The following is a 21,849-nucleotide window of genomic DNA, read 5'->3' as shown; positions in this document are numbered from 1 at the left end:
CTGCCCCAAGTTCAAACGAACCTTACCAGGCAACGATGAAAGCCTGCCAGATACGTGCGATAAAATACCCGCGCTTCGCGTACCCGCCCGCCGCGCGAAGCACGTCATTCATCAACTCCATCAACTGCGCCGATGCCGCTCTCCGATTCGCTTCGTCTAGCCGTCCTCGTTCCCTGCTACAACGAGGCAGCAACCGTCCGCGCCGTCGTGCGGGATTTTCGCGACGCGCTACCGGGCGCGGAGATCTACGTATTCGACAACAACTCCACGGATGACACGAGCGATATCGCGCGGAAAGCAGGCGCCGTGGTCCGCCAGGTCGTGTACCAGGGCAAGGGCAACGTGATCCGTCGGATGTTCGCGGATATCGACGCCGACGTGTATGTGCTCGTCGACGGCGACGACACCTACGACGCCGCGGCCGCGCCGCAAATGATCGAACGGTTGGTCGAGGACGCGCTCGACATGGTCGTCGCGACCCGTCACTCGGAGGAGCAGGAAGCCTATCGTCTGGGCCACCGCTTCGGCAACGTGATGCTGACGCGCTTCGTCGCGTCGATCTTCGGCCGCACGTTCACCGACATGCTGTCGGGTTATCGCGTGTTCTCCCGCCGCTATGTGAAGTCGTTCCCCGCGCACGCGAAAGGCTTCGAGACGGAAACGGAGCTCACGGTCCACGCACTCGAACTGCGCATGCCCGTCGCCGAAGTCGCGACGCGCTACAAGTCGCGCCCCGAAGGCTCCGTCAGCAAGCTGAACACCTATCGCGACGGCTTCCGCATTCTCGGCATGATCGTGAAGCTGTTCCGCGCCGAGCGGCCGCTGGCGTTCTTCTCGATCGGCACGGTGCTGTGCGCACTCGCGTCGATCGTGCTCGCTGTACCGCTCTTCGAGACGTACTTCGAAACAGGACTCGTGCCGCGCTTTCCGACTGCCGTGCTGTGCGCCGGGCTCATGATCTTCGCGGCGCTCTTTCTCGTGTGCGGGGTGATCCTCGACACCGTCACGCATGGCCGCGCGGAAGTGAAGCGTCTCGCGTACCTCGCCGTTCCGGCGCCCGGCACGCAACGCGCGGCTGCAATGGCCACGTCCGCCGCGGGACGGCTCGTCGAATGAAGCGCGAACTGCTGCGCTTCGCAATTGCCGGCGTAGTCGGCCTCCTCGTCGATGCCGGCGTGCTGTACGGCATGCTCGCGCTCGGCGCGGGCTATTTCGTCGGCCGTGCGGTGTCGTTCATCGCGGCCGTCTGGTCGACATGGCAGATCAACCGCCGCTTCACATTCGTCGAAGGCAGCAACAAGTCAGCGTGGGCCGAGTGGTGGCATTACCTGTTCGCAATGCTGGGTGGCGGCGCCGTCAACTACGCTGCGTACAGTGCGACGATCCTGCTGTTGCCCAAAAGCGCGCTGCTGCCGCTCATCGCTGTCGCGGTCGGATCGCTCGCGGGCATGACGGTCAACTTCGTCAGCGCGAAGCTGTGGGTGTTCAAGGCCCGCTCATGACCGCCCGCCCCATGAAACGGGATCACCAGTCAGAAGGCGCGTTGTCCGCGACTCGCCCACGCCTCGCCGATTTGCGCTCGCCTCGCGCGATGGCGACTGCGTGCGTAATCGTGCCGCTGCTGTTCGGACTGTATTCGCTGCTGCTCGGCGCCGACGCAAACTGGGACCTGTACAACTATCACCTGTACAACCCGTTTGCGTGGCTGCACGGCAAGCTGCAGACCGATCTCGCGCCAGCAGGTATGCAAACGTATTTCAACCCGTTGCTCGATACCGCTCTGTATCTGCTGAACACGCATCTGCCGTCGCGCGTCGTCGGTTTTGCGCTGGGCGTGCTGCACGGGCTAGCGTTCGTGCTAATCGTCGCGATCGCGCGTGAAGTATGGCCCTCTGCAAACAGCACAGACCGCTACCGCCTGCCCGTTCTGATCGCCGCGGCGGGCTGTCTCACCGCGAACTTCCTGTCGGGCCTCGGCAATTCGATGGGCGACGACACGACGGCACTGCTCGTGCTCGGCGGCCTGCTCGTCGTGCTGTCGAACTGGCGCCGCCTGAGTATGCGCACAGCCGGCGCATTTGCCGCATCGATCGTGAGCGGCCTGCTCGTCGGTTTTGCGACCGGCCTCAAGCTCACCAACGCCGTGTTCGCCGTCGCACTCTGCCTGAGCCTCCTGAGCCATCCCGGCACGCTCGCCTCGCGGGTGCGCATCGCGTTCCTGTTCGGCATCGGCGTGCTGGTCGGCATGGCCGCGACGACGGGGTTCTGGATGCTGCATCTGTGGCAGCAGTTCGGTAATCCGCTGTATCCGCAGTTCGGCAAATTTTTTCCGAATCCCCTGACGACGTCCGGCGTGCAAGGCGACATGCGCTGGTTGCCGCGCAATGCCATAGAGATGCTGCTGTGGCCGTTCATCATCGCCGCGGATTCGAGACGGGTCGGCGAGACCCCCATCCGGCAGATCATCTGGCCGATTGTCTACATCGTGTTCGTCTGGTGGGCGCTCATGCGGATCACGCAGCGCATCAAAGGCCAGCGGCCGGAAGGTCTCGAACCGAAGCAACGGCTCGTCGTGCTGTTCGTCGCGCTGGGCTTCGTCGTGTGGATGAAGCTCTTTAGCATCTATCGCTACATCGTGCCCATCGAGGTGCTCGCACCGATGGTGCTCGTCCTGCTGATCGACCGGCTGCTGCCCGCCCGTATCGCGCGTCGCGCGTCGGCGTGGCTGCTGATCGCCGCGACGGCTGTCGTCGTGACGGGCGGCGCGCGCACGTGGGGCCACGAAGGCTGGGCCGATCCGCTCTATCACGCACAGCTGCCGCCGCTGGAGCAACCGGCGCGGACGACGGTCGTCATCAAGAGCGTGACGTCCGGCTGGGCCTGGATTGCGACGCGTTTCCCCGACACGGTCGCGTTCACGCAGATCGACAGCAGCTTTCCTGCGAGCGACGCGTTTCGCTCACGCATCGTGAGCCTCGTCCGTGAACGGGGCGGTCCGTCGTTCGCGCTGATCGACGGCGCGCACAACTGGCGCGAAGACAGCGTGAACGGCATCAACGACGTTGCCGCGACGCTCGGACTCACGCGCTCGACGCGCGGCTGCAATGCGTTGCACTGGGCGCTGTCGAAGCTGCGTCTGCACGCTGCGCTCGAAGGTCCGCGCGACGGGTCGGAACAGTGCCGGCTTGGCCTGCGCGACGATGACCGTATCGATCTCGCTGCCCGCAATCGCCAACTGGCAGCCGAAGCCGCCGCCGCATTCGACCGTGCCGGATTCAGTCTCGACGCGGGCTCGTGCAAGCCGTATGAAGCAGGGATCGGCAAAGGTGTACTGGCGTGGCAGTGGTGCCGCATCAGCCCGCATTGAAAGCGAAATGGACATCGCGCGGCGCTCGCCCGTGAACCGGCAGTCCGCGCTTACGACGTGGCCGCGCCGATTCCGCGCGCCATTCCCGATGCGGCGAACACCATCACGACAAGCAGAATCGACTGCCAGTGCCCGATGCGCGCGAACCGGCCCGCACGCGAAAGATCCGGCGCATCGCCATTCCTGATGGCGATGCGCCAGCGAATCAGCGACACCATCGGCGCGACTTCGAGAATCAGGATCAGCACGAGCGCGGTCATCTTGATGTGAAAGAGCGGCTCGTGCAGATAGTAGCCCGCCCCCTTCTCGAAGCCACCGAACACGCGCATCAGGCCCGTGACGATCAGGACGACGGCCGTGATGCCCCAGACGTTGTCAGCCAGAAACACACGCGGCAGATCGGCCGGCCCGGTTAGCCGCCGCAGCCCGCGCGTGCGCCCGATAATCGCCGCCAGTGCGAACCCGTAACCGAGCAGATGAACAGCAGCCAGCAACCAGCGAATCAGCATGGACTCCTCCGTGAGCAATGCGAGCGTGGCGGGTGGGCAGCGAAGAGGGACAGGCGCGAGTGTCGCGCCATCACAACCTCAGGCCTGGCGCAGATTTGCGTCGAGTGCGCGCGCCGCGACGCGATCGCCTTCCGTCGAAAGCGGCGCCCTGAACACCGTCTGCCGGTTATGGCCGGCGGCGGCAGGCGAGTCCCACATCAACTCGACGGCCGGACGCCGCAGCAAGCCGCCGACGCCCGCGCGTTCCAGCGTAGCGTGGCCGTTCGATATGGGCGGCACGGTGGCGTGCTGTGCGCCCGACAGATCGACCGCATGGGCGGCGCGCGCCATGTGTAGCGCACGCTGCGCCCCGGCCTGCCAGCGCAGCGACAATTCGCGCGCATCGTACTGACCAAGCTTGCGGCTCTCGGCCCAGACAACGGCCGTGCGCGTGACGGCATCAACCGAGATGGCAAATCGGCCGATCGCAAAGCGGCGCGCAGCGATATTCGTGCGCCACAGCGCGCGCGGACGGCAGATCCACACAACGGTGGCATAGAGCGCGGGCGCGGCAATCAGCCAGCCGTTCGTCGCGGCGACGGCATTGAAGGCGCGCCGCCAGCCGGCCGCCAGCGCGAACGCCCCGACCGACCAGACCGCGAACAGCAGACCCAGGAAAGCAAACAGACGCAGCGCCTGGCGCAGCCACTGGGGAAGCGGATGAAACGGCCGCTCGGCGCGCGCCTTCGCGCCCGGGAGGAAGATCAGCAGAAACAGAAAAACGAGGTTGATGCATGCCCACGGCGACGAGGCCATCGCCCGCAGCGCCGTCAACGGCTCCATCTCGCCCATCGAGAACAGCCAGCGAGCCAGGATCACGAGGCCGATGGCACGCAGCGCGAACAACGTGCCGGCGCCGGGCGCCGCGCTCGCACGCGTCTGTTTCGTTCTCGCCAAAGCAATCTCCTCATGTCGACCGGCTGTGCCGGATTTGCGGCACGGCCATTATAGGGATATTACGGATTCGTCTCATGGTTGCCGCGCCTCGAACACGGACTTTCGCTGCATTCCGCGCGCCATTCGCATCAAGGTGCGGCGCAAATGCAACAACGCCCCGCATGTTGGACACATGCGGGGCGTTGCGGCGACATCCGTAGAGACCGCACCTGCAAGGCGCAGTCTTCGATGAAGGGGATCAGCCTGCGTTGACTTCGCGCAGCACCGTGCGGCGCTTCGCGCGCAGCATTTCTTCGTAGACGTTCAGGTAGTTCTGTGCCATCACTTTCGACGAGAAGCGGTCTTCGAACGCCTTGCGCACTTTTGCACGCGGCAGTTGGTCCAGGCGCTTCAAGGCTGCAACTGCGCTGATTTCGTCTTCGACGACGAAGCCCGAGACGCCGTTTTCGATCACTTCCGGCACCGAACCGCGCTTGAACGCTACCACGGGCGTACCGCAAGCCATCGCCTCGATCATAACCAGACCGAAAGGCTCCGGCCAGTCGATCGGGAACACCAGTGCGTGCGCGTTGCCGAGGAACTCACGCTTTTCAGCTTCACCGATTTCGCCGATGTACTCGACATGCGGCAGCGCCATCAGCGGCTTGATCACTTCTTCGTAATAGGCGCGGTCAGCCTTGTCGATCTTCGCTGCAACCTTGAGTTTCATGCCTGCCTGGCCGGCGATGCGGATCGCGCGGTCGAGGCCCTTCTCCGGCGAGACACGGCCGAGGAATGCGAGGTAGCCCGGCTCCACGTCAGGGATCGGGGTCAGCACGTTTTCCGGCAAACCGTGGTACACCGTCGCCAGCCAGTTGGCCTGGAGGAGCGGCTGGCGCTGGTTGTCCGAGATCGACACGACGGGCACGTCGCTGAACGTATTGAAGACGGGCTGAAGTTCAGGCAGGTCGAGACGGCCGTGCATCGTCGTCAGGAACGGCACCGGCTGGCGAGCGAATAGCGAGAACGGGTAGTAGTCGATGTGAAAGTGCAGCACGTCGAATTCGTCCGCACGGCGGCGCACTTCTTCGAGCAGCAGCATATGCGGCGCCATCACGTCACGGATGGTGGGATCCAGACGCAGCGCCTGCGGCCAGAACGCTTCGAGCTTCGCCGAGGTTTGCGAATCGCCACTCGCAAAGAGGGTCACGTCGTGTCCCAGCTCAACCAGCGCTTCCGTCAGGTACGATACGACGCGTTCCGTGCCGCCATAGAGCTTGGGAGGAACCGCCTCGTGCAAGGGAGCGATTTGAGCGATTCGCATAATGGAGAACTCCTCGTAAAAAATCAGGCAAAAAAGACTGCAGTTTGGAAAAAGCGACTTCGCTTGCTCGCCAGGCGCTCGGTTCCCATGCAGCTTGAGGCCGCATCGGCGCGATGCCTGATTCTTTCGAGAATTCCTGCGATGGATCGCTTATAAGACGACAGCTTGGGTCAATATCAAGACTGTGTTCATGCCGTAAACGCGGCGCATGAACGGACGTTGACAAACTGTCAGATATTTCCTGACGTGACCGAGCATGCATTATCAATGCCTGGCCGGCGCGCCCGCCCCCACATTTCAAAGTCTTTACGTTGTTACAAGCGCGAAACACTCTGCAAACCCTTGTTTTCACAAGGCGCTTTACATTGGGAGCCCTGCATCGGCGCTAGCGCCAAAAGCCGGTTGCCGACGGTCCGAGCATCTGACCGCCCATGTAAGAACCGATCTGCCGGTCTACATTGCACACGGCTATGTATGCAAACTGTAATTGTATCCCAAAAATGCACGTCCTTGGCGTGAACCACTTGGCCCGGCGCGGGTCAGGCATGGGAAAGCTTACCGGCATCGTGTCGCGAAAATAATCGCGCCCTCAATGGCCGTACCGCCATGCGAAATGGCTTTTGCATGTTTACAATGCGAGTCCTACGCTGGTGTTAGGGCCGTTCCCAGGCACATCCGTTGCACGACCTGAACCCGATCCAGACCGCCTCAAACCGACCGATCTCAAACGAACAATTGGAACATCTGACCATTGCCCAGCGAAACGCCCACAACGCAAAGCTCGCGAGCTATGCGAACCGGCCGCTTGCGTTCCTCTTCCGCTTTATTCGCCGCCACCCGGTCGCTCACCTGATCGTGCTGTGCAGCGTATTCGCGGCCGTGGGCTGTGCACTCGCCTCGCAGTACGCGATCAAGCATCTGATCGACGTGCTGGGCGCAGGCCGTCATCATCCGGGGCCGCTGTGGGGTGCATTTGCGATCCTCGTGGGCCTGATCGCCGCCGACAACCTGCTATGGCGCGTGGGTGGATGGGTGGCCGCCCATACCTTCGTGGCCGTCACAGGCGACCTGCGCAAGGACCTGTTTCAGTATCTGACGGGCCACTCGCCGACCTATTACGCGGAAAAACAGCCGGGCACGCTGGCGAGCCGAATCACTGCGACTTCGAACGCCGTCTACACGGCCGAGAACACGACTGCGTGGAACGTGCTGCCGCCCTGCATCGCGGTAGCGGGCGCGATCGTGATGATCATCACGGTCAATCCGCTGATGGCGCTCGGCCTGCTGACCTGCTCGGCGATTCTCTCCGTCGTGCTGTACAAGCTCGCGGGACGCGGATCCGCACGACACCACAATTTCGCGAGCAAGGCGGCCGCTGTCGACGGCGAACTCGTCGACGTGATTGGCAACATGGGTCTCGTGCGCGCATTCGGCATGACGTTTCGCGAGCAAAAGCGCTTCAGCGCGACCGTGAAGTCGGAAATGGTCGCGCGTCAGCAGAGCCTGCTGTACCTGGAAAAGCTGCGCCTGCTGCACGCTGTGATCACGGCGCTGCTGTCCGCAGGTCTGCTCGGCTGGGCGCTGTGGCTTTGGGATCAGGGGAAGGCGACCTCGGGCGACATCGTGCTCGTCAGCTCGCTCGGTTTCACGATCCTGCACGGCACGCGCGACCTGGCCGTCGCGCTGGTCGACGTAACGCAGCACATTGCGCGTCTCGCCGAGGCCGTGAAGACGCTGCTCGAGCCACACGGCATGCCTGACCGCAACGACGCGACGGAACTCGTGCCGCAAGGCGGCCGCGTGACCTTCGACAAGGTCACCTTCGCGTATCCGAAACGCCGCCCGATTCTCGACCACTTCGATCTCGACATCCCCGCCGGCCAGCGGGTCGGTCTGATCGGCAAGTCGGGCGCGGGCAAGTCGACGGTGCTCGCGCTGCTTCAACGCTTCTACGACGCGCAGGGCGGCCGCATCATGATCGACGGCCAGGACATCAGCGGCATCACGCAGGACAGCCTGCGCCATACCATCGCGCTCGTGCCGCAGGACATCTCGCTGCTGCACCGTACCGTCTACGAGAACATCGCCTACGGACGCCCGGAAGCGACGCGCGACGAAGTGCTCGCCGCCGCGCGAGACGCCCGCTGCACGGACTTCATCGAAGCGATGCCGGAAGGCTTCGACACGATCGTCGGCGACCGCGGCGTAAAGCTGTCGGGCGGCCAGCGGCAGCGTATCGCGATTGCGCGTGCGATCCTCAAGAACGCGCCGATCCTGCTGCTCGATGAAGCGACCTCCGCCCTCGACAGTGCATCGGAAGAAGCGATCCAGAAGGCGCTCGACCGGCTGATGGTCGGCCGAACGGTCATCGCGATCGCGCACCGTCTGTCAACGCTGCACAACTTCGACCGCATTATCGTGATGAGCGCGGGCAAGGTGATCGACGACGGCAGCCCTGAAGAATTGCGCAACCGTCCCGGTCTGTATCGCGATCTGCTTTCCAAGCAGTTCGGCAAGCATTCGACGCTGCATGTGGGCGGCAAGAAACTGGACGAACAGCACGTGGCGTGACCTACGGCGCGCCCGTCTGGACGGACACGGCCGCAACAAAAAAGCCGCTTCGATCGAAGCGGCTTTTTTAATCGGCGTGCAAGCGGGACGTCACCCTTGCGCCGTTTCCCTGATCGACTGCGCCAGCGGATCCGGCATCTGCTGCAGATCGCGCATGAAATTGTCGCGCCACACGGACACGTTGTTCTCACGCAGTTGCGCCATCATGTCGACGTAGCGCGCCTTGCGTTCGGCGAGCGGCATCGACAGCGCCGTGCCGAGCGCGTCGGCCATCCCGTCGATATCGACAGGATTGACGATCAGCGCGCCCGTCAGCTCCTGCGCAGCGCCCGCAAAGCGCGACAGCACCAGCACGCCGGGGTCTTCCGGGTCTTGAGCCGACACATATTCCTTCGCGACGAGATTCATCCCGTCGCGCAGCGGCGTCACGTAGCCGACGTGCGCGGTGCGGAACAGCGCCGCCAGCACGGGCCGCTCGTACTGCCGATGGATGTAGCGGATCGGCGTCCAGTCGAGCTCCGCGAAGCGTCCGTTGATGCGCCCGGATTCGCCTTCCAGCTGCAATCTGATTTCCTGATACGCGTGTAGATCCGAACGCGTCGGCGGCGCGATCTGCAGGAACGATACCTTGTCGCGATAAGAAGGCGAGTGCTCCAGCAGCCGCTCGAATGCGCGGAAGCGCTCGACCAGCCCTTTCGAGTAATCGAGCCGGTCCACGCTCATGATCAGCTTGCGCGCATGCAGCGTCGCCTCGATCGTACGCACGGGCTTGTCGCCCTCGCCCGCTTTCGCCAGCTCGGCTATCTCGTCGGGATACACGCCGATCGGATATGCGGCCGCGCGCAGCGTGCGGCCGAACGCATGCACGACGGTCGGCGCAGCGCTCCGCCCCGGCGCCTGTGCTTCCGCCCATCCATCCGCTTCGTTGACGATGTAGTCGCAGAAGGCCCGTAAATCGGGCTTTGTCTGGAAGCCGAGCAGATCGAACGAACAAAGCGCCTCGACCAGCGCGCGATGCGGCGGCACGGCCAGCAGCACCTGCGCCGCCGGAAACGGAATGTGCAGAAAGAAGCCGATGCGGTTCTTCACGCCCGCCGCGCGCAACGCCTGCGCGAACGGAATCAGGTGGTAGTCGTGAACCCAGATGACGTCGTCGTCGCGTAGTAGCGGCACAAGCTGTTGCGCGAGCCACGTATTCACGCGGCAATAGCCTTCGAAATCGTGCCGGTCGAACTGCAGCAGATCCGGCCGATAGTGAAATGCGGGCCACAGCGTTGCGTTCGAAAAACCGCGGTAGTACTGGTCGTAATCGCGGCGCACGAGGCCGATGGTCGCGAACGTGACGGGGCCGCGCTCTTCGAGCCTCATCTGCGGCTGGCCGGACCCGAGCACCTCGCCGCTCCAGCCAAACCACATGCCGCCCGTTTCCTTCAATGCGTCGTATACGCCGACGGCCAGGCCGCCCGCCGCCGGGCCGCCTTCCGAAATTGGCGCGACGCGGTTCGATACGATGATCAATCGGCTCATGTTGCGTGACTTCCGTGCTGAACAAGGGCACGGCGCGGATGAACGGTCGTGGTCATGCGCTGCGTGCCGCCGCGACGATTTCGGACAGCCACGCGAGCAGCGCACTCACCGAGCCGATGCGCGAGCGTGCGATCGTGTCGCCGCTGCCGACCTTGATCGACAGACCGCCGTGGTCGTTGACGACCGCGAAGCCTTTTTCGTCGGTGAGATCGTCGCCGGCGAAAATGGGCGTGCGGCCTGTAAACGGCGGCTCGTCGAGAAAGGCGCGCAGCGCGCGGCCTTTATCGACATCCTTTGGTTTGATTTCGTAGACCATCTTGCCCGGCTGCAACACATATGCTTCCGGATAGTCGGCGACCAGGCGCGTGGTGGCTTCACGTGCAACCGGCTCGCGATCGGGCGCATTGCGATAGTGCAAGGCAAGCGCCGCGCCCTTGATTTCGAGCAGCATGCCGGGATTCGCATTGACGATGTCCGCGAGCACCTGCTCCATGCGCAGCAGCCGCTCGTCGTTGAAGCCGATGCGCTGCGTGTCGCCGTTCGCGTCGCGCCGTTCGGCGCCGTGCAAACCCGCGATGGGCAGATCGGGCATGCCGAGAAACTGGTCGATGCTGTCGATGCCCCGACCCGAGAGGATCGCCACCGCGCCGTTGGTCAGACGCCGCAATTCGGCGAGCAACGCGACCGCCTCCGGCTGCACGAGTACGCCATCGGGTGTCGGTGCCAGATCGACGAGCGTGCCGTCGAAATCGAAGAAAAAAGCCGTCTCCGTCGGAGACAGAAAAGCGGGAAGTGCTTGCATCGGTGTACGTTGCCTCTCAGCCGCTTCCGGCCGGAAAAGTGTGCGCATCTTACCGCGCATCGGTCGTTTTTTCGAGAAAGTCAGCTTCGACGCGGCACGAGTCGGCGTTCCAGGCCGTCGACCGACGCTGCGCATGCAAGCTGCGCACCATCCAGCGACAGCCGCCTTTCAATGTGCTGCGGCATATTGACCCGCTTTCCGCGTTACAGGCCCACGGTACAACGACGCGTCGCAAATTGCGATAGAGTCGAAACGGCGCCGGCCGTGGAATAACGCCGCACGCTATCGAGTTTTGCCCATCGCGGCGCGTGGTTTGCGTTCTGTTCTGAATCGAGTCGTCGAAACCGCCTTTGTTCCCGAAAACACCGGTGTTCCACTTGCACGCCCTCATCACACACGCGCCCGTCCGACGGCGCCTCGCGGCGCTGGGCCTCGCGCTGTGCGCGGCGCTCGGCGGCGCGGGATGCTCGCAGCGGCCCGAGCCGTGGCAGCTCACAGACGTGAGCGGGCACCTGCCCGACCTCGGTTTCACGTTGACGGATGACGATGGGCAGCCCGTCGCGGCCGAGGCGCTCAAAGGGCGCGCGTCGCTCGTCTACTTCGGCTACACGCATTGTCCCGATGTGTGCCCGGAAACGATGGGACGTCTGGTGCAGGTCATCGGCAAACTCGGGTCCGATGCGGCGAAGGTGCGCATCCTGTTCGTCACCGTCGATCCTGCGCGCGACACGCCGAAGGCATTGCACGACTATGTCGCCGCATTTGATGCGCAGCATGCGCGAGGCCTGACGGGCACCGATGCGCAAATCGAGCGCGTCGCGCGGGACTATCGCGTCGCGTATCAGATGGAGAAGCGCGATCCGAACGGCAACTACGAAGTGACGCATAGTTCGGCTGTTTACATCTTCGACGCACGCAATCACGCACGCCTGCTCGCCACGGATCACGACACGCCCGACGACATCGCGCGGGACGTGCGCCGTATCATTGAACACCCCTCCTGATTTTTTACAGGTTCGTCATGACACAACAAATCAAAACGCTCTCGACGCTTCACATGCTGGTTTGCGCCGCCACTTTCGCCTGTGCCGCGACGGGCAGCATCACCGTACACGCCGCGGACGGCAAGCAGGCCATTGCCGTGCAGAACGCATGGGTTCGCTGGCTGCCGAACAATTTGCCCGCCGCGGCCTATCTCACGCTCGCCAATTCGAGCGACAAGCCGATCGACCTCGTCGATATATCGAGCGCCGACTACGGCAGCGCGATGCTGCATCAGACGCTGTCCAACGGCTCGACGCAAAAGATGGTGATGGTCGACAAGCTAACTGTGCCCGCACATGGACAGGCTTCGATTGCGCCGGGTGGTTATCACGTGATGCTCGAAGATGCGAAGCACAAGGTCGCGCCCGGCGATACGGTTCATCTGAAGCTGCAGTTCTCCGACGGGGAGACACTCGATGCGCCGTTCGTCGTGAAGTCGCCGGCGGCGGCGAAGTAACGCCAGGCGAACTTGCGCTTCCTTCCGCGATGAAACTGATCCCTTGTTCGCGATGAACGTGCTCTACTGGCTCGAACCTTGGGAGCCGTCGCCGACCGTCGTGATCGCGATGCTGATCGCCGCGGTGCTGTTTGCGCGCGGCGTGCGCAAGGCGAAGGCGTCAGTGGCTCGGCAACTGTCGTTCTGGTTCGGCCTTGCAGCGCTCTATGTCGCGCTGCATACACGGCTCGACTATTTCTTCGAGCATGAATTCTTCATGCATCGGGCGCAGCATCTGGTGCTGCATCATCTCGGACCGTTCTTCATTGCGCTCTCGTATCCGGGCGCGGCGATGCGCGCAGGCATTCCGTACCCTTGGCGGCATCGCTTCGTGCGTCCGGCATTGCGAATGCGCGGCGTGCGGACGATGCTCGACGTTCTGTTTCATCCCGTCATCGCCGTCGTGCTCTTCGTTGGACTGATCTATTTCTGGCTGCTTGCGCCGGTTCACTTCGTCGCGATGCTCGACTGGCGGCTGTATCGCGTGATGAACTGGAGCATGGTGATCGACGGCCTGATGTTCTGGTGGCTGGTGCTCGATCCGAGGCCTGCACCGCCCGCACGGCTGTCGCCAGGGCGCCGTGTCGTGCTGGTCGTCGCCGCAATTCCCCCGCAGATCGTACTCGGCGCGTTCATTTTTTTCTCGCCGCGCGAGCTGTATCCCGTGTATTCGATCTGCGGACGCGCGTTCACCTGGCTCAGCCCGATGCGCGATCAGCAGATCGGCGGGCTGTTGCTCTGGATTCCGGGTTCGATGATGAGCGTGATAGGCGCAGTGCTTGCGCTGCGTCACTGGATGAGACTCTCCGCGCGTGCGCGCCTGCGCGAGGAGAAACAGGCGGACGTCACGGCGTCTGCTCGCACGCGAACCTCATCGAGCGCGGTCCATGCCAATCAGCATTGAGACCTGCGTGCGTCAGGCAGAACGCATCCAGATGTGCGGGATGCCGTCCTCTTCGTGCACGTCCGATACCGGCTCGAAGCCGAACGCGCCATAGAACGCCTGCAAATGCGCCTGCGCGTGCAAACGAATCGGCGTGGCCGGCCACTGGGCATCAATGTGACCGAGTGCCTGTTCGAGCATCGCTCGGCCCAAGCCCTGCCCGCGGAATCGGGCTGTCGTCAGCACACGTCCGATGCGGATGTCGGAGTCCCGGCTGTCGGGCAACAGCACGCGCAGATAACCGGCAAGCGGCACGCGCGCGCCGGGCGCGTGGTCGCCGTATGCCAGAAGATGCCACGCGTCGGTGTCAAGACCATCGACGTCGTCATACAGGCAGTTCTGTTCGATGATAAACACGGCTGCGCGCGCGGCGAGCATGTCATACACCTCGACGTTCGTCAGGTCGTCGAAGGCCTTCCAACGCCAGTCGATCGAAGAAGCTGCCTTGTTTGTCGCCGGTAGATGCTCGGTCATAGCGTTGCCTTGAACAGTGAAGCGCTGAAAAAGAAAAGCCCCGACATCTCGGGGCTTTTCTTTGCTTCTGGAGGCGCGAACCGGAGTCGAACCGGTCTAAACGGCTTTGCAGGCCGCTGCATAACCGCTTTGCTATCGCGCCACAAGCGGACTGCCGAACCGTACTCAGTTGCATCTGCAACGGCTCGCAGATTTTTTCTGCATGACCCGGACAACAGAACATCAGGGTCAATCATGCTCAATGCTTCTTATGAAGCATCAAACAAAAAGGGAAGCTTGGCTTCCCCCTGTGTTTGGAGCGGGAGACGAGTCTCGAACTCGCGACCTCAACCTTGGCAAGGTTGCGCTCTACCAACTGAGCTACTCCCGCGTGAATCTGCAACCGACTACAACTGCAACGCCCTGCTAACTGCTTGCCGCAAAACGCTGCTTTCGAATCTGGAGCGGGAGACGAGTCTCGAACTCGCGACCTCAACCTTGGCAAGGTTGCGCTCTACCAACTGAGCTACTCCCGCATTTTGCTGCTGTTTTCTCTTGTGTTTCGCGCTGTTTGTTAGCGCGTGCACCGGAGAAACGAGATTATGTAGAAGGCACGGAATCGTGTCAACTCTTTTTGTACGAGCGATTGAAAATTTTAGTGAGGCCCCTCGCCGCGCTTCGATTACGCCATGCCGCCGCGCTCGCGGATCTGCGGCCAGGCGAGCTTCATGTAGTACAGCATCGACCAGATCGTCAGGAACGCAGCGAGATAGATGAGCCACAAACCCCATACGCGCGTGTCAATCGAAAACGCGCCGAACGACAGCGGCCCATAAAACAGCAGCATCGGAATGGCCGTCATCTGGCAGGCCGTTTTGAACTTGCCGAGCGAATTCACGGCAACGCTCTTCGATGCGCCTATTTGCGCCATCCATTCGCGCAGCGCGGAAATCGCGATCTCGCGACCGACGATCACCAGCGCGATCGCCGAGTCCAGCCGGGACAGTTGCACGAGCACCAGCAGCGCGGCCGTCACCATCAGCTTGTCGGCGACGGGGTCGAGGAACGCGCCGAAAGCCGACGTCTGGTTCCATTTACGCGCGAGAAAGCCGTCGAACCAGTCGGTCAGCGCAGCGAGGATGAAGATCGTCGCTGCCGCCAGATTACGGTGCATCGGACTCAGCATCATGTCCGGCAGATAGAACACGCCCACCACGAGCGGAATCAATACTATCCGCAGCCACGTCAGGAAGATCGGAAAATTAAACGGCATGGGGCTGGCGCTACGTTCTGAGATAAGAGATGCAATTGTGCCGGTTCACCCGGCGCGCCACAAGCAACGCCCCGGCGCGCGCGCATCGCGGCTGTGGGGCGCCCAGGCGTCAGGGCCTGCTGTTGCGCGCGAACGGCACGTCAATGCAACTGACGGTAAATCTGTTCGGCGAGCGCACGCGAGATGCCTTCGACACTCGCAAGATCGTCGATACTCGCCGCCACGACGCCGCGCAAGCCGCCGAAGCGCGCGAGCAAGCGCTGACGTCGCTTGGCGCCAACGCCTTCCAGTTCCTCGAGCCGCGACGTCTGCCGCGTTTTGCCGCGCTTCGCGCGCATGCCGGTGATCGCGAAGCGGTGTGCTTCATCGCGGATCTGCGCGACGAGCATCAGCGCCGCACTTTCCTTGCCGAGTTCGAGCGACGGCCGGCCGTCCGCGAACACGAGCGTTTCCAGCCCGACCTTGCGGCCCTCGCCCTTTGCGACACCGACCAGCATGCCGAGGTCCAGCCCAAGCTCATTGAACACCTGGCGCGCAATCTCGACCTGCCCTTTGCCGCCGTCGATCAACACGATGTTCGGCAACTGCCCGCCCGCAGCGACAGGTTCCGCGCCTTCGGGCGCGGCGGCGGGATCGGCGGCCGCTTCGGGCTGCAATTCGGCCGCCTCGTCGTTCGCGTTCGCCGCGGCCTGCGCGACCATCTTCTCGTAGCGGCGCGTGAGCACCTGACGCATCGCCGCGTAGTCGTCGCCGGGCGTGATGCCCGTGATGTTGTAGCGCCGGTATTCGGACGACTGCATCTTGTGATGGTGAAACACCACGCACGATGCCTGCGTCGCTTCGCCCATCGTATGGCTGATGTCGAAGCACTCGATGCGCAGATGGGCGAGGTCTTCGCATTCCATCGACAGCGTGTTAGCGAGCGAACGCGTGCGTGACTGCTGCGAACCTTGTTCGGACAGCAACCGCGCGAGCGCGATTTTCGCATTCTGCTCGGCCATCGCGAGCCACGCCCGCTTCTGGCCCTGCGGCTGCCGCAGCAGCGTGACCTTATGCCCGGCCTGCTCGATCAGCAAATCGACGAGTTCCCGGCTTGCGGGCGCATGGCTGACCACGAGCACGGGCGGCACCCGATTGCCGAGGTAATGCTGCGCGATGAATGCTTCGAGTACTTCGGATTCGATCCCGTGTGCGCGGCGCGGCTTCTTGTCTGCATCCTCGGCAACATCTTCGGAATCGCTTTCTTCCGGCGCGCTTTCTTCCGACGCGGCTTCGTCGATGCTCAGTGCGTCCTCGGACTCGTCGCCCAGTTCCGCCTCGACGTCGATCACCGATGCGGTTTCGGCCGATAGCAGAACATCGCCGTCTTCGATACCGCCCTCATCCGCCGTCAATGCGCTCTCGACATGCGTTGGGAAGTAAGCCTTGTCGCCGAGATGCCGGCCGCCACGCACCATCGCGAGATTCACGCACACGCGCCCGCCTAGCGCGACGACGGCAAGGATGTCGACATCGCTATCGCCGCCGACTTCGATCGCCTGCTGATGCAGCACCGTCGATAGCGAACTCATCTGATTGCGCACCGCGGCCGCTTGCTCGAACTTCAGTTCGCTGGCGAATGCGTGCATCTTCTGCTCAAGTTCTTTCATCACTTCCGACTGACGTCCGAGGAGGAAGCGCGAAGCATTGGAAACATCGCGCGCGTAGTCCTCTTCTGTGACGGCACCGACGCACGGCGCCGTGCATCGTCCAATCTGATGCAACAGACACGGGCGCGTGCGGTTGTTGAATACAGAGTCTTCGCAAGTGCGCAACTGAAACACGCGCTGCAGGATCTGAATGCTCTCACGCACAGCCCACGCGCTCGGAAACGGTCCGAAATACTGATTCTTCTTGTCGACCGAACCGCGGTAATACGCCATACGCGGAAACTGGTGGCCTGTCAGTTTGAGGTACGGATATGACTTGTCGTCGCGAAATAGGATGTTGTAGCGCGGCGCCAACGCCTTAATCAGATTGTTCTCGAGCAACAGCGCTTCCGCTTCCGAACGCGTGACCGTCGTTTCGATCTTCGCGATGCGCGAGACCATCATCGCGATGCGCGGCGACAGCAGCGTCTTCGTGAAGTAGCTCGACACGCGCTTCTTCAAGTCGCGCGCCTTGCCCACGTATAGCACGGCGCCCTGCTCGTCGTAGTAACGATAGACGCCGGGCATGTGCGGCAGCTGCCGCAACACCTTTTTCGGGTCGAACTCTTCAGCGACGGCTGCGCTCACGTCAGTCTTCGCGGCCTGCTTCGCGGCCTGACTCGCGGCCTGATTCGCGGCGGGATCGGCGGTGCGGGGGGAATCGGATCGGGTCATGCAGAATCGGCTTGCACGCCGTGTAATGACGGCGCGTCATGTGGGTGATGTGCTTTAGAATCGCCAGTTTAGAACATTCCGCCCGGGCCCGAAGCCAGGCGCCGCGATCATGTCCTCCGCTCCCACCCAAGCGCCCCAGCCGTCGACGATCGCGTGCGACATTTTCTGCGCGGTGATCGACAACTTCGGCGACATCGGCGTCTGCTGGCGGCTCGCGCGGCAACTCGCAGGCGAGCACGGCTGGCAGGTGCGCCTGCTGGTCGACGACCTACATGCCTTTCACAAGCTCAATGCTTCCATTGACGTGAACAGTGCGCGACAGACGGTCGGCGGTATCGTCGTCGAGCACTGGCACGAGCCTGCGCATGTGGGCGATACGCTGCAGGTGGCCGACGTGGTGATCGAGGCGTTCGCATGCGAGCTGCCGCACGCGTACATCGAGGCGATGGCGCGGCGCGAGCGGGCGCCCGTCTGGTTCAATCTCGAGTATCTAAGCGGCGAAGACTGGGTCGCGGATTTCCATTTGCGGCCGTCGCCGCATCCGCGTCACGCGCTGATGAAGACGTTCTTCTTCCCCGGACTCGGCAAAGGCACGGGCGGCGTGCTCAAAGAACGCGATCTGGACGCGCGCCGCGCCGCATTCGCAGCATCACCCGACGCGCGCGCCGCATGGTGGCAGGCGAGAACGGCCGGCACGCCGCCGTCGAGAAATGCGGTCGTCGTCTCGCTGTTCGCGTACGAAAACCCCGCCGTCGACAGCCTGCTCGAACAGTGGCGCGACGCGAAAGGCGAAATCGTGCTGCTCGTGCCCGAAGGCCGCGTGTCGGGCGCGGTTGCGCGCTTTTTCGGCCTGCCCTCGTTTGCAGGCGGCGCGCAGGCAGTGCGCGGCAGCCTGCGCGCCCATGCGCTCGCTTTCACCGACCAACCCGGCTACGACGAACTGCTATGGGCGAGCGACATCAATTTCGTGCGCGGCGAGGATTCGTTCGTACGCGCGCAATGGGCCGCGCGGCCGTTCGTCTGGCAAATCTATCCGCAGGCCGACGACGCCCATCTGCCGAAACTCGATGCCGCCCTCGCCCACTACGCGCACGGCCTTTCCGCCGACGCGCGCGCTGCCTTGGGCCGCTTCTGGCACGCGTGGAACGGCAAGGGCACACCCGACTGGGAAGATCTGTGGCGCCATCGCGCGCGCCTCGACGCGCGCGCAGCCGCGTGGGCGCACGAACTGGCGTCAATCGGCGATCTCACCGGAAATCTCGCCGAATTCGCAAAAAGTCAGTTAAAATAAGCGGTTATCCAACGGCCGACGACGCAAGCGCGGCACGACGGCGCGGCCGGCGGCGGATTCTCAGTCCGCCTCCACGGTCATGTCCAGTCAGTGTCACACGCGTACGCGCCCGCTTCGGGTAAAAGAAGCAGACGGACGAAGCACGGAATGGCAAAGCAGCAGCGCCTTTTCCCCGCAGGCACCGGCCCCGCTCACCGCGCAATCCAGTTCGATCGACCTTCCGCGTGCCTCAACGAAGGTCTCGAACGCGCGCCGGGCGCCGAACCCGCTTACGCCGTATGCCGTTGAGCAAATTGTTGAAGCACCTTATTTCGTACAGGAAAGTTTTATGAAGATCGCTCAAGAACTCCGCACAGGCAACGTGGTGATGATCGGCAACGACGCGATGGTCGTGCAGAAAGCCGAATACAACAAGTCGGGCCGTAACGCCGCCGTCGTCAAGATGAAGTTCAAGAACCTTCTGACGGGCGCAGGCATGGAAACCGTCTATAAGGCGGATGACAAGTTCGACGTTGTCGTGCTGGACCGCAAGGAAGTGACGTACTCGTACTTCGCCGACCCGATGTACGTGTTCATGGACGCCGACTACAACCAGTACGAAGTCGAAGCCGAAATGATGGGCGACGCACTGAACTACCTCGAAGACGGCATGGCTTGCGAAGTCGTCTTCTACAACGAGAAGGCGATCTCCGTCGAACTGCCGACCACGCTGGTCCGCGAAATCATTTATACGGAACCGGCTGTCAAGGGCGACACGTCGTCGGGCAAGGTTCTGAAGACGGCCAAGCTGAACACGGGTTTCGAACTTCAGGTGCCGCTCTTCTGCAACATCGGCGACAAGATCGAAATCGACACGCGTACCAACGAATACCGCAGCCGCGCCTAATTTCAATCGCGCTGCAGTGCATTCGTCCTAGACCCGGAGTGCAATCAGGGTCTTTGGAATTAAAAAGCGCCCTTCGGGGCGCTTTTTCTTTTTTTCGCGACCGTGTATGGTGGTGGAAAACTTTACCGCCCTGTCATGCAATTTTGCCAGGCCGGGTCGCCGTCGGACTCGCTTTGATCAGGTTTTTAGCCCGCTCTCACGCTGCTTTTACGGGATTGTCCGGATTGGCACGCGTCCTGCTTGTTCAGTATTTCAGGCCGATGAAGTTTTAGTTCATTCGGAAAAAACACGGGAGGTGTGCCATGAACAACGATATTGCTGAGGGCAAATGGAAACAGATGATCGGCAAGGCGAAAACCGCGTGGGGTGAACTCACGGACGACGAATTGACCAAGGCGGAAGGGCGGGCCGACAAGCTGGCGGGTCTGATCCAGGAGCGCTATGGCAAAACGCGCGACGAAGCGGAACTCGAGGTGCGCCGCTTCTTCGACCGGAACCGGGACTTTTGATCCCGGCAAGCCCGACCGGGAGGATTGGCCGCTCACCCCGATCATCAAGCGTCCGCGCGCACGGCGCCGCCCCGGCGGGCCGCGCACGTCGGACACCCGTCCATCTGAACAATTGCGCTCGTTATGCCACATGCCCTGATTGTCGAAGACGATCCCAATAGCCTGTCAGGCCTGTCCGCGATTCTGGCCGCCGACGGTTTTTCCGTCGACACCGCGATCACGCTCTCCGAAGCGCGCGCAGCCCTGACACGCTTCATTCCCGACGTCGTGCTGGTCGATCTGAATCTGCCCGACGGCAGCGGGCTGGACCTGCTTCAGCATCTGCCCGCGCAGCCGCCGGGCGGTGCGCTGCCCGTTATCGTGATGACGGGCAATGCGACCGTGGAGAGCGCGATCGAAGGCTTGCGGCACGGAATCTGGGACTACCTGCTCAAGCCCGTGAACATTCCCCGTCTGCGCAGCCTGCTGGCACGCATTCCGCGTCCGTACGAACTGACGGAGGAAGTGCAGACGCTGCGCGCGAAGCTGCGCCGCATGGGCCGTTTCGGGCCGATGATCGGCCGCAGCGGCGCGATCCAGCATATCTACGATTCGATCGAGCACATCGCCCCGACGGAAGCCGCCGTGCTGATTTCCGGCGAAGCCGGAACGGGTAAGGAAGTCGCAGCGCGCACGCTGCATGAAATGAGCCGCCGACGCAAAGGGCCGTTCGTCGTGCTCGACTGCCGCTCGGCGCAGGCCGTCGCGGGCGGCCGGCCGCTCGACAGCCTGCTGTTCGGTCACGAGCGCGGCGCGTTCGGTGGCGCGGAGCAGCGCGAGCCCGGCCTGTTCGAGCAGGCGAGCGGCGGCACACTCTTCATCGACGAGATTACGTTGTTGCCGCGTCCGCAGCAGGAAGCGCTGCTGAGCGCACTCGATTCACAGACCTTCATGCGCGTCGGCGGCACGAACCAGGTCGCGACCGACTTCCGGCTGATCGCGTCGACGCGCAAGGCGCCGCGGGCGGCTCTCGCGGATGGCACGCTGCATCAGGATCTGGGGCTGCGTCTCGAAGCAGCCGCGCTGTCGCTGCCGCCGCTGCGCGAACGCGGCGACGACCCTGCCCTCTTCGCGCAGGTGATCGTCGACGAACTGAACGACGAAGCGAACGCCCGCGGCGTCGCCGACGCGACGAAGCTGGTCGGACCGAATTTCGTCCGCGAATGCCTCGCGTATGAGTGGCCGGGCAATGTGCGTGAATTGCAGGACCGCGTGCGGCGCGCCTATCACGCTTCCGGCGACGTGCTAGAGACGTTGCGCGCCGACGAGAGCAACGGCGCAGGTGGCCGCGACCTGAACGGCGGCCGCGTGCAGGTGACGGTCGGCACGCCGCTCGCCGATGTCGAGGAAATGCTGATTCGTGCGACCCTCGATGCCGTGGGCGGCACACGTCATCGCGCGGCTTCGCTGCTCGGCATCAGTCCAAAGACGCTGTACAACAAATTGCAACGGATGCGGCTGAACTGATCGGCTGCTTGCCGGCAAAACAAAAGGACGGGCTCGATCGAGACCCGTCCTTTCTTATTGCTACTGCAGC

Annotated in this window: 19 protein-coding genes and 3 tRNA genes; 11 read left to right on the top strand and 11 right to left on the bottom strand. The window is 63.1% G+C overall.

The genetic code is table 11. From position 1 onward, the window contains the following. The first annotated feature begins 132 nt into the window (after positions 1 to 132). Genes BPHY_RS04385 through BPHY_RS04375 form a run of 3 tightly spaced genes read left to right on the top strand, consistent with a single transcriptional unit; the run spans position 133 to position 3,367 of the window. Positions 133 to 1,116, top strand: coding sequence for a glycosyltransferase family 2 protein (locus BPHY_RS04385; RefSeq protein WP_012400274.1), 984 nt, complete (start codon positions 133 to 135; stop codon positions 1,114 to 1,116). Beyond that, on the top strand, positions 1,113 to 1,502 hold the full coding sequence (locus BPHY_RS04380; RefSeq protein WP_012400273.1) for a GtrA family protein: 390 nt from the start codon (positions 1,113 to 1,115) through the stop codon (positions 1,500 to 1,502). Before BPHY_RS04385 ends, BPHY_RS04380 begins: the two co-directional genes overlap by 4 nt. Further along, positions 1,499 to 3,367 (top strand): glycosyltransferase 87 family protein, encoded by a 1,869-nt coding sequence (locus BPHY_RS04375; RefSeq protein ID WP_012400272.1) that lies wholly within the window; start codon positions 1,499 to 1,501, stop codon positions 3,365 to 3,367. Before BPHY_RS04380 ends, BPHY_RS04375 begins: the two co-directional genes overlap by 4 nt. Positions 3,368 to 3,417: 50 nt before the next feature. Here the strand turns inward: BPHY_RS04375 and BPHY_RS04370 are convergent, their stop codons facing one another. From BPHY_RS04370 to BPHY_RS04360, 3 genes are all read right to left on the bottom strand, one after another. Continuing rightward, positions 3,418 to 3,876, bottom strand: a complete 459-nt coding sequence (locus tag BPHY_RS04370) for a DUF2214 family protein (RefSeq protein WP_012400271.1) — start codon at positions 3,874 to 3,876, stop codon at positions 3,418 to 3,420. Between the two features lie 78 nt (positions 3,877 to 3,954). After that, positions 3,955 to 4,812, bottom strand: coding sequence for a hypothetical protein (locus tag BPHY_RS04365; protein ID WP_012400270.1), 858 nt, complete (start codon positions 4,810 to 4,812; stop codon positions 3,955 to 3,957). A gap of 238 nt (positions 4,813 to 5,050) precedes the next feature. Further along, positions 5,051 to 6,115, bottom strand: coding sequence for a glycosyltransferase family 4 protein (locus BPHY_RS04360; protein ID WP_012400269.1), 1,065 nt, complete (start codon positions 6,113 to 6,115; stop codon positions 5,051 to 5,053). A 735-nt stretch (positions 6,116 to 6,850) separates the two neighbouring features. Between BPHY_RS04360 and BPHY_RS04355 the strand changes: the two genes are divergently transcribed. After that, on the top strand, positions 6,851 to 8,686 hold the full coding sequence (locus BPHY_RS04355) for an ABC transporter ATP-binding protein (RefSeq protein WP_041763285.1): 1,836 nt from the start codon (positions 6,851 to 6,853) through the stop codon (positions 8,684 to 8,686). 90 nt (positions 8,687 to 8,776) lie between these two features. Here BPHY_RS04355 and otsA read toward each other — a convergent pair whose 3' ends face one another. Both otsA and otsB read right to left on the bottom strand, forming a co-directional pair. Then, positions 8,777 to 10,213 carry an alpha,alpha-trehalose-phosphate synthase (UDP-forming) gene (otsA, locus tag BPHY_RS04350; RefSeq protein ID WP_012400267.1) on the bottom strand — a complete coding sequence of 479 codons (1,437 nt, stop codon included), beginning with the start codon at positions 10,211 to 10,213 and terminating at the stop codon, positions 8,777 to 8,779. Between the two features lie 52 nt (positions 10,214 to 10,265). After that, positions 10,266 to 11,015, bottom strand: a complete 750-nt coding sequence (gene otsB / locus BPHY_RS04345; protein WP_012400266.1) for a trehalose-phosphatase — start codon at positions 11,013 to 11,015, stop codon at positions 10,266 to 10,268. A 377-nt stretch (positions 11,016 to 11,392) separates the two neighbouring features. Between otsB and BPHY_RS04340 the strand changes: the two genes are divergently transcribed. The 3 genes from BPHY_RS04340 to BPHY_RS04330 are packed head-to-tail and all read left to right on the top strand — an operon-like array spanning position 11,393 to position 13,459. After that, positions 11,393 to 12,019, top strand: a complete 627-nt coding sequence (locus tag BPHY_RS04340; protein WP_012400265.1) for an SCO family protein — start codon at positions 11,393 to 11,395, stop codon at positions 12,017 to 12,019. Positions 12,020 to 12,036: 17 nt separating this feature from the next. Beyond that, the gene (locus BPHY_RS04335) at positions 12,037 to 12,516 is read left to right on the top strand and encodes a copper chaperone PCu(A)C (protein WP_012400264.1); all 480 of its coding nucleotides are present in this window, start codon (positions 12,037 to 12,039) and stop codon (positions 12,514 to 12,516) included. A gap of 52 nt (positions 12,517 to 12,568) precedes the next feature. Next, positions 12,569 to 13,459 carry a cytochrome c oxidase assembly protein gene (locus tag BPHY_RS04330; RefSeq protein WP_012400263.1) on the top strand — a complete coding sequence of 297 codons (891 nt, stop codon included), beginning with the start codon at positions 12,569 to 12,571 and terminating at the stop codon, positions 13,457 to 13,459. 12 nt (positions 13,460 to 13,471) lie between these two features. Here BPHY_RS04330 and BPHY_RS04325 read toward each other — a convergent pair whose 3' ends face one another. From BPHY_RS04325 to uvrC, 6 genes are all read right to left on the bottom strand, one after another. Then, positions 13,472 to 13,972 carry a GNAT family N-acetyltransferase gene (locus BPHY_RS04325; protein ID WP_012400262.1) on the bottom strand — a complete coding sequence of 167 codons (501 nt, stop codon included), beginning with the start codon at positions 13,970 to 13,972 and terminating at the stop codon, positions 13,472 to 13,474. A 68-nt stretch (positions 13,973 to 14,040) separates the two neighbouring features. Continuing rightward, positions 14,041 to 14,114 (bottom strand) — tRNA-Cys (locus BPHY_RS04320). Positions 14,115 to 14,266: 152 nt separating this feature from the next. Beyond that, positions 14,267 to 14,342 (bottom strand) — tRNA-Gly (locus BPHY_RS04315). Between the two features lie 69 nt (positions 14,343 to 14,411). Next, positions 14,412 to 14,487, bottom strand: a tRNA-Gly gene (locus tag BPHY_RS04310). Positions 14,488 to 14,633: 146 nt separating this feature from the next. Further along, complete coding sequence (pgsA, locus tag BPHY_RS04305; protein WP_012400260.1) at positions 14,634 to 15,224, bottom strand: CDP-diacylglycerol--glycerol-3-phosphate 3-phosphatidyltransferase; 591 nt, start codon at positions 15,222 to 15,224, stop codon at positions 14,634 to 14,636. 140 nt (positions 15,225 to 15,364) lie between these two features. Then, complete coding sequence (gene uvrC / locus BPHY_RS04300; RefSeq protein WP_407671195.1) at positions 15,365 to 17,440, bottom strand: excinuclease ABC subunit UvrC; 2,076 nt, start codon at positions 17,438 to 17,440, stop codon at positions 15,365 to 15,367. Between the two features lie 256 nt (positions 17,441 to 17,696). On the opposite strand from uvrC, the gene earP reads away from it, so the two are divergent. The 4 genes from earP (at position 17,697) to BPHY_RS04280 (ending at position 21,779) form a co-directional block, all read left to right on the top strand. Continuing rightward, on the top strand, positions 17,697 to 18,878 hold the full coding sequence (earP, locus tag BPHY_RS04295; RefSeq protein ID WP_012400258.1) for an elongation factor P maturation arginine rhamnosyltransferase EarP: 1,182 nt from the start codon (positions 17,697 to 17,699) through the stop codon (positions 18,876 to 18,878). A gap of 328 nt (positions 18,879 to 19,206) precedes the next feature. Further along, positions 19,207 to 19,764 (top strand): elongation factor P, encoded by a 558-nt coding sequence (efp, locus tag BPHY_RS04290; protein ID WP_012400257.1) that lies wholly within the window; start codon positions 19,207 to 19,209, stop codon positions 19,762 to 19,764. 302 nt (positions 19,765 to 20,066) lie between these two features. Beyond that, positions 20,067 to 20,273 (top strand): CsbD family protein, encoded by a 207-nt coding sequence (locus tag BPHY_RS04285; RefSeq protein ID WP_012400256.1) that lies wholly within the window; start codon positions 20,067 to 20,069, stop codon positions 20,271 to 20,273. Positions 20,274 to 20,396: 123 nt separating this feature from the next. Beyond that, entirely contained in the window at positions 20,397 to 21,779 is a 1,383-nt protein-coding gene (locus BPHY_RS04280) for a sigma-54-dependent transcriptional regulator (RefSeq protein WP_012400255.1), read from the top strand. The last annotated feature ends 70 nt before the right edge of the window (positions 21,780 to 21,849 follow it).

The organism is Paraburkholderia phymatum STM815, from assembly GCF_000020045.1.
Classification (GTDB): Bacteria; Pseudomonadota; Gammaproteobacteria; order Burkholderiales; family Burkholderiaceae; genus Paraburkholderia; species Paraburkholderia phymatum.
This window is presented reverse-complemented; position numbering and strand designations above follow the sequence as displayed.

Coding starts and splice junctions, on each gene's coding strand:
- pgsA (WP_012400260.1), bottom strand. CDS start 15,224: ATGCCGTTTAATTTTCCGATCTTCCTGACGTGGCTGCGGATAGTATTG.
- otsA (WP_012400267.1), bottom strand. CDS start 10,213: ATGAGCCGATTGATCATCGTATCGAACCGCGTCGCGCCAATTTCGGAA.
- BPHY_RS04370 (WP_012400271.1), bottom strand. CDS start 3,876: ATGCTGATTCGCTGGTTGCTGGCTGCTGTTCATCTGCTCGGTTACGGG.
- uvrC (WP_407671195.1), bottom strand. CDS start 17,440: ATGCCCGGCGTCTATCGTTACTACGACGAGCAGGGCGCCGTGCTATAC.
- BPHY_RS04330 (WP_012400263.1), top strand. CDS start 12,569: ATGAACGTGCTCTACTGGCTCGAACCTTGGGAGCCGTCGCCGACCGTC.
- BPHY_RS04375 (WP_012400272.1), top strand. CDS start 1,499: ATGACCGCCCGCCCCATGAAACGGGATCACCAGTCAGAAGGCGCGTTG.
- earP (WP_012400258.1), top strand. CDS start 17,697: ATGTCCTCCGCTCCCACCCAAGCGCCCCAGCCGTCGACGATCGCGTGC.
- BPHY_RS04285 (WP_012400256.1), top strand. CDS start 20,067: ATGAACAACGATATTGCTGAGGGCAAATGGAAACAGATGATCGGCAAG.
- BPHY_RS04360 (WP_012400269.1), bottom strand. CDS start 6,115: ATGCGAATCGCTCAAATCGCTCCCTTGCACGAGGCGGTTCCTCCCAAG.
- efp (WP_012400257.1), top strand. CDS start 19,207: ATGAAGATCGCTCAAGAACTCCGCACAGGCAACGTGGTGATGATCGGC.
- BPHY_RS04380 (WP_012400273.1), top strand. CDS start 1,113: ATGAAGCGCGAACTGCTGCGCTTCGCAATTGCCGGCGTAGTCGGCCTC.
- BPHY_RS04280 (WP_012400255.1), top strand. CDS start 20,397: ATGCCACATGCCCTGATTGTCGAAGACGATCCCAATAGCCTGTCAGGC.
- BPHY_RS04385 (WP_012400274.1), top strand. CDS start 133: ATGCCGCTCTCCGATTCGCTTCGTCTAGCCGTCCTCGTTCCCTGCTAC.
- BPHY_RS04325 (WP_012400262.1), bottom strand. CDS start 13,972: ATGACCGAGCATCTACCGGCGACAAACAAGGCAGCTTCTTCGATCGAC.
- BPHY_RS04335 (WP_012400264.1), top strand. CDS start 12,037: ATGACACAACAAATCAAAACGCTCTCGACGCTTCACATGCTGGTTTGC.
- otsB (WP_012400266.1), bottom strand. CDS start 11,015: ATGCAAGCACTTCCCGCTTTTCTGTCTCCGACGGAGACGGCTTTTTTC.